Here is a 5995-nt window from a genome sequence, read left to right as displayed (position 1 = left end):
TAGAGACGCATGCAAGGTTTAATAGGTAGCACTTCAAATAGCAGCAACCAGGCTAAAATTCTTGTGCTCTTTGCGCGTACGGAAGCTACGTATGACGAAGAATTTGTCGGAATAGCTTTAACCAGAGAGCAGGAGAGTGCCATGGGCGAGCATGTTGATTCTCCAAGAATAACCTGTTGGACTGAAGAAGTTCCCCTTCAAGGCTGGGAAGGGAAACTAGACAAGTCTCGTTTCCCGAAACTTGTCTATCTCGTTTTTAGAGAAGGGTATGCGCAACATTCCTCCGTGCGCTACCAGGAAATAAGCCCAGATATATTGGCTGCATTTACCACGCGTGAAGCAGCTCAGACTGATGTCGTTTCTCGGCAGAAAAAGGAGCCTTCATTCTTACCGAGTGAGTTTCATATATGGGAAGTCGAATTCGGGTTTTTGACCGAAAACTTCCGTGGCCAAGGCCCAGAAATCCCCATGTACTGAGCAGTACTTCTCGTCGGTTTTAAATTCTGTTGCAAGGAGAACGTAAGCATCTATACCGCTGAAAATGGCGGAATAGGCTCGATGAATTCTTATATCGGAATTGGGTTATCCGCAGTTTTAGGGATATGTCTCGTCGCCCCTTAGTTCAAGTTGAAGTGATTAGCTGGCGTGCGCAGGGTTTTCATCAGCTTCTCGCTGATCTCGTTGCCCCTCGCCGGGTCATGGCTTTTCTTCGGTGACACCGTAGTCATTATCGGTGAAACTCCTTCTAGATCAGAGCCACACACAAACTTCCTGACACCACCGGCTGGGGACTACCTTGCAAGCCCACCGTCACGCGCGGCTAACGCACACGAGTCCACCGGCCGATAAAAATCGCCCAGTACACGTGTCCATCATGCGCGTGCCGGGCGACTTTCACTTTCAGTGTTTAGGGTGCTGCGAGCTTTTGGGCGCGCTGGTAAGACACTCCGAGGACTGTTCCCATATCTCGCACGGTCATTCCAGCGTTTCTCATTGCAACAGCGAGGTCATGAGTGCTTGCCTGTGCCGCAGCGGTCAGTCGTGCCGCTTCTTCGCGTTCTTTTTCGGCGCGAGCTTTCATTTCCGCAAGGCCCGGTGGGAGAACAACATCAACAATAATGTTGAGTTCGTCTGGGTCTAGGCCTGCCTGAAAGGCCAGTGCTTCGCGCATCTCGTCGGCAGCATTAGCCAGCCGCTTAGTTTGGGACACTGCCCCTAGTTCGGCGCATTCGAGTACCCATACTCCGCTGGTTCCGCGTTCTGCGGTTACTGTGTATGTCGTGGTCATTACCTCCACCAGCCTTTCCCTAATTCTTGGGCGTATTGGTCGAAAAACTTCTTGACTGTCACATCGTCAATCTCACGGTGCCTACCTAAGGTTCGGGTTGTGTTGCCTACCCGATAAGCGTCATGGCGCGATAGGGCGATTTCCTCAAATTCAAGACCGCGCCGCTTGGCTTCCGCTTTCAATTTCTTGATGACGGCGTTTCGCTTCATAACAGTAGTCTACCGACGGGAGACTAAACAAGTCAACCACGGGTAGACGGTTTTCTTGATTATGTTCCTTCGTCAATTGAACTGGGGACTACCTTGCAAGCCCACCGTCACACGCCGCTAATCCCGTGCTCTGGTTAGGGGCGCTCCCACAGCTCCACAGAGACCGGGTTACGTCAGGCCTTACTGGTTGAGGTACTTATACAGTGTGGTGCGCCCAATCCCGAGTCGGCGGGCAACCTCCGCTTTCGGAATACCAGCGCTCACCCACCCGCGCGCCTGCGCTACTTGTTCCTCATTGAGGACTTTCGCACGCCCCTTATAAACGCCGCGCGCCTTGGCTTTCGCGATACCTTCGGCCTGGCGCTCACGAATAATCGAACGCTCAAACTCCGCCACCGACCCGAGTAGGCCAAGCATGAGCTTGGCCACCGGACTGGAATCTAATGAATAGGTCTGTCCTTCTTTGAGGAACTTGACGGATACTCCGCGTTCGGTGAGTTCATCGACCAGGCGGTGCAGGTCGATAAGCGAGCGGGCAAGCCTATCCATACTCACCACAATGAGTTGATCGCCGGCACGAAGATAATTAAGCGCCCCATCTAAGCCGGGGCGCTGGGTGGACGAACCACTCACCGTGTCGGTGAAGACGCGGAAGACTTTTTCCTTCTTCAACGCCGCCAACTGTCGGTCGAGATTCTGGTCTTTGGAACTAACACGCGCGTAACCAATTTTTTGGCCCGCAACCACCTCTGGCTGTTCGGGAATGTCTAGAGGTAGTGACGGTTCTGTTTCATTACTCATAAACCCACCCTAGCGAACAGCGAGTTAAACACGATGGATGTAATTCTTAAACTGTTCGCTTAGAGTGTAGCTTATAATTCTTCCCGGCCTGACTGGGCTGGATGTTAGATATCCAGCAAACAAGGGTCAGGCCCGTTTTCCGTCAATCAGACCATTAAGTCGACGGTTCTGGCCGTGTCGGGTAGCAGCTATTTACGATGACCTGATGGCGGATACGAGTCATCTCGTATTAAGTGGTCAAGTTCCTTCATGACAATAGTCAAAAGGAAAATCCTTTAATCCTGCATCCATATTTGATTCGAAGCATCATTAAAATCGAGCAAGTCGTTCCATGTAGAAGGAACGAAACTTTTCCTATCTGTTTTCAACCAAGTGATACGGTTTGGATCCTCAAAATCGAGTTCTTTAAGAAATGGTTCACCAGCAATTTCGTATGCCCATAAGTCGTGGACATTTTCATACTCAACCGAGTATTCTCGAAAAGTTCCCTCAGGGTGGAAGATGGCTTCAAACCCCACAAAGGCTGTACCGTTAGGTGTTTCTACTTTCAAAATAATGTATAAGAAGGTATTAATCCAAGCAGCGGCGCCATGGAACCTTGGCAATGATGTGGCGGCTTCACCCCTAAACTTATTTTCACTCAAAGCATCCTTATTAAGGATTTCCGCCAAACAAAATGCAGCAGTCTTTAAATCAAAATGACGCTCTGGGGTTACTGCCATTTCCATAAATCCAAAGTGGGAATATCTGTACTAAACCAGCTGGGGGCCTTGTCGCTCATTCCGTGAGTACCAGTATTGTGAACGGGATACATAGTAGTAATTCCGCGTGGCTCTGAAGCGTTTCCACGAGGTTTCGGCTCAACAATCGCACGGTATGTAAAAGATTCACCAGTGAGCCGGCAAACTGCTCCTACCGGATCAGAGCATTTGACTTGATAAACATCTTCTTCATATTTCATAGAAGGGCCCTGAACCTCTCGTACACAAGAGTTATTAAGCACGGTTTTTATAGACCACAAACTCCAAATGTTGTGTTTATGAACAATTTTGTCGTATCCCCATGGATATTTGTCCGTCGTGTTAAACCATCCACGTCGCAGGAGTATGGGCTCACCACACATATCCCTAGTCTCCAGAAGAAGTTCATCGGTGTAGTCATTGCCTCCAGCAGGTCCGCTGCCCTGTAGGGTAGGTGTATCTTGCTCGAGCCCTGCCCCAGGGAGGTACTCTGGGAAAAACTTTTCTAGCTGGAAACCATAAATTTTTCCTTTTTCAAAGGACTGCTGCTTCCACCCCTCTTGAAAATCTTGTGGATCTCCGGTGGGATACCCCTGATCTTCTCCGATTGCTTCTGCATACACCCACTGCAGTAGTACATCGCCTGTTATAGCGTGAGCGCCGAATTTGGGGTGCCAAACCATAATTCCTTTTTGGAAAAGGTTGTATCGCCCAATCCCGTCAGGTGTTTTTTCTTCGCTGCTGATAGGGAAACCTAAGGTACTCTTTTGGGCTCCCATGTCCTGCCATTTGTCATAGATTCGCCCCTGAATTCCTGCTTGTACTGCAGGAATGGAGTTTCGTGTGTAGATGTAGCCACCTTGGTATTTCTGCTTAGACCAGCTATCTCCGAGAGCGATATCATTAGTCATTGGGTACCCGAAGTGCCCGCGTTCCCAACCATGCTTTGCCCACACGACGGTTGCAGGAATGCTAACAGTATGAGCACCTGTCTTTGGATGCCAATAGATAAACCCGTTGACGAATTCGGACCTTTTACCAATACCGTCAGGATTCGTTAGCTCGTTGCTTTTAGGAAACGTTAGAAAGCTTTTCGGTCCGCCAACGGAATCATAAAGTTCCCGGATTGCACCGCATACTTCAAAAGGAGAAGGCCAGTAAACTTTGCAACCTGGGGCAGAATTTAGGGTCGGATTGTCTTCTTCTTGCAGCTGTGCTTCTTTTGTTTCTGCAAGATCCGCCTCTTCTTTGGTGAAATCACCCGGTATTTCTTCCCTATCGCTACGCATTTCTCCAGGGCGTACAGTAGATTTAGGAGACTTCGTCGGAGTCCACTCGGAGACCTCTTCTGGTGAAAGTTCAGTCTCTACAGTTTCAGACGAGGCCCCCTTAGCCCACTCTGGCAGTACTGGAGTGGGGTATTCATCTGACGTTTCTTTACTGTCGATTTCCTCTACGGAATTTTCACTAGAATCAGCAGGAAAAGTATCCTGTGACACTGATGACGATAATGAATCAGAAAAAGATGATTGTGCGACTGCAGTGCCGGGAGTGGTACTGATTAATAAGCTTGCTGAGACGAAAGCAAGTAGTTTGCGTGAGAGAGCTTTCATTGGCGGTCCTTAGCTGAGAGTGAAACAAGGAGTTGTTCTACTAGGTCAGCTTATAGCCTGGTGGCAGGCTACGCTGGTTAAGTGAAAAAATTATCCTTTCTAATCTCGTGGGGTACCGATGAAAATAGTTAAACTCGGTCTTTCTTCTCTAGCCTGCGCATTTACTGCGTTAGGAGCTTGTTCTGCCGTGGCTTCCGCTGCAGATAGTGACTTCGCTTCATTGCAGGCAAGCAGTACTGTGCCGGTGAATGATAATCGTATTGCGGCTTTGTGGTCGGTAACTCCAAGTTTGGATGACTCACAGCAACAACGTGTTCGGCGTGATTGCACGGCAAGCTATGTAGGGGACAATTTCTGGTTGACCGCGCATCACTGTGTGTCTAATTCACCTTTTATGGATGGTTTTCTCCGCCAATCAGATGGTGAAGCAGCAGGTATCGCTGCTATCTATACCAAGTCTTCTACTGAAGATGTTGCACTTATTAAAGTCGGTGACGGAATCAATGCCGATTTATTTACCCTGGCCACAGAGCCGTTGAAGATCGGGGATCAAGCCATACTTACTGGTTATGGTCAACCCCATGACTATGCTTCTTCGGCGGAAACAGTCATTTCCGAAAAAGTAGACTCCCTGAACTTCGGAAACGTTACGTATACCGATCTGCTCAAAGGAAAATCATCAACGGACTCACGATCCTGCGGCGGAGATTCAGGAGCACCTATCTACAAAAACAACACTCTCTACGCAGTACACACTGCCGGCGGATTCAACCCAGAATGCAATGATGGGAAAGGCCGCCCCATGTGGCACACCAACATTGTCTCAAGGATCCCCTGGATTAAAGAAACGATGCAAAGCAATTCGAGTTTCACAGACCAGGAAAAAGCCAAATCAAACACGGGCCTGAAACACGCAGCTACCCTTTTCCCAGATGTGAGCAACCCGAAAAATCCGCACAATGATTCCTCCCCAGAAAAGAGCTCATTTAGTCTCTCTTCTCTATCAAGCACACAGCAGTAGCAAATTATTAGCGACCAGAGAACCAGATCCCCTATCTTCTCCAAGGTTTTCTTCAAGTGAGTTTTTATCTAACTGCCTAACGGCAGGGGAACCGTATATTGCTTACGGCAGGTTACACTTTTTACTCAATTAGTCCGGCCTCTCGGAGGGCTCGTAAATGAGCGCTCGCGGTCTTTCTAGTGATGCCCAATTCTCGTCCGATTTTCGCTCCGGTTGGAGCTTTCCCTGTCTGCGCGAGTGTTGACGCATAGACGGAGTAGACCTGTGAACGAGTTTCGCTCCCTTGTCTGCGCCTCTGGTTGTTTGCGTTTTCCAGCATGTCG

At 49.0% G+C, this 5995-nt stretch carries 8 protein-coding genes; 2 read left to right on the top strand and 6 right to left on the bottom strand.

The genetic code is table 11. From position 1 onward, the window contains the following. Positions 1-9 precede the first annotated feature (9 nt). Positions 10-477: a hypothetical protein gene (locus VVR85_RS11110; protein WP_005527694.1), complete on the top strand. Its 468-nt coding sequence runs from the start codon at positions 10-12 to the stop codon at positions 475-477. Between the two features lie 430 nt (positions 478-907). Here VVR85_RS11110 and VVR85_RS11105 read toward each other — a convergent pair whose 3' ends face one another. The 5 genes from VVR85_RS11105 to VVR85_RS11085 all read right to left on the bottom strand — a co-directional run bounded on the left by VVR85_RS11105 (position 908) and on the right by VVR85_RS11085 (position 4651). Next, the gene (locus VVR85_RS11105) at positions 908-1288 is read right to left on the bottom strand and encodes a hypothetical protein (protein ID WP_368520930.1); all 381 of its coding nucleotides are present in this window, start codon (positions 1286-1288) and stop codon (positions 908-910) included. Then, entirely contained in the window at positions 1288-1497 is a 210-nt protein-coding gene (locus VVR85_RS11100; RefSeq protein ID WP_049063700.1) for a hypothetical protein, read from the bottom strand. Before VVR85_RS11100 ends, VVR85_RS11105 begins: the two co-directional genes overlap by 1 nt. A gap of 180 nt (positions 1498-1677) precedes the next feature. After that, the gene (locus VVR85_RS11095; protein WP_049146471.1) at positions 1678-2298 is read right to left on the bottom strand and encodes a recombinase family protein; all 621 of its coding nucleotides are present in this window, start codon (positions 2296-2298) and stop codon (positions 1678-1680) included. A 275-nt stretch (positions 2299-2573) separates the two neighbouring features. Then, positions 2574-3026: a hypothetical protein gene (locus VVR85_RS11090; protein ID WP_035104384.1), complete on the bottom strand. Its 453-nt coding sequence runs from the start codon at positions 3024-3026 to the stop codon at positions 2574-2576. Further along, positions 3011-4651, bottom strand: coding sequence for an LGFP repeat-containing protein (locus tag VVR85_RS11085; protein ID WP_368520929.1), 1641 nt, complete (start codon positions 4649-4651; stop codon positions 3011-3013). The genes VVR85_RS11090 and VVR85_RS11085 overlap by 16 nt, the downstream gene beginning before the upstream one ends. Before the next feature lie 187 nt (positions 4652-4838). On the opposite strand from VVR85_RS11085, the gene VVR85_RS11080 reads away from it, so the two are divergent. Next, positions 4839-5672 carry a trypsin-like serine protease gene (locus VVR85_RS11080; RefSeq protein ID WP_368520928.1) on the top strand — a complete coding sequence of 278 codons (834 nt, stop codon included), beginning with the start codon at positions 4839-4841 and terminating at the stop codon, positions 5670-5672. Positions 5673-5793: 121 nt separating this feature from the next. Here VVR85_RS11080 and VVR85_RS11075 read toward each other — a convergent pair whose 3' ends face one another. Beyond that, on the bottom strand, positions 5794-5991 hold the full coding sequence (locus tag VVR85_RS11075) for an ArsR family transcriptional regulator (RefSeq protein WP_368520931.1): 198 nt from the start codon (positions 5989-5991) through the stop codon (positions 5794-5796). Positions 5992-5995: the final 4 nt, after the last annotated feature.

The sequence above is a fragment of the Corynebacterium sp. LK2590 genome, from assembly GCF_040946105.1.
GTDB lineage: Bacteria > Actinomycetota > Actinomycetes > Mycobacteriales > Mycobacteriaceae > Corynebacterium.
Note: the sequence above shows the minus strand (reverse complement) of the source record. Positions and strands in the feature narration are given on the sequence as shown.

Coding starts and splice junctions, on each gene's coding strand:
- VVR85_RS11095 (WP_049146471.1), bottom strand. CDS start 2,298: ATGAGTAATGAAACAGAACCGTCACTACCTCTAGACATTCCCGAACAG.
- VVR85_RS11085 (WP_368520929.1), bottom strand. CDS start 4,651: ATGAAAGCTCTCTCACGCAAACTACTTGCTTTCGTCTCAGCAAGCTTA.
- VVR85_RS11105 (WP_368520930.1), bottom strand. CDS start 1,288: ATGACCACGACATACACAGTAACCGCAGAACGCGGAACCAGCGGAGTA.
- VVR85_RS11075 (WP_368520931.1), bottom strand. CDS start 5,991: ATGCTGGAAAACGCAAACAACCAGAGGCGCAGACAAGGGAGCGAAACT.
- VVR85_RS11110 (WP_005527694.1), top strand. CDS start 10: ATGCAAGGTTTAATAGGTAGCACTTCAAATAGCAGCAACCAGGCTAAA.
- VVR85_RS11100 (WP_049063700.1), bottom strand. CDS start 1,497: ATGAAGCGAAACGCCGTCATCAAGAAATTGAAAGCGGAAGCCAAGCGG.
- VVR85_RS11090 (WP_035104384.1), bottom strand. CDS start 3,026: ATGGAAATGGCAGTAACCCCAGAGCGTCATTTTGATTTAAAGACTGCT.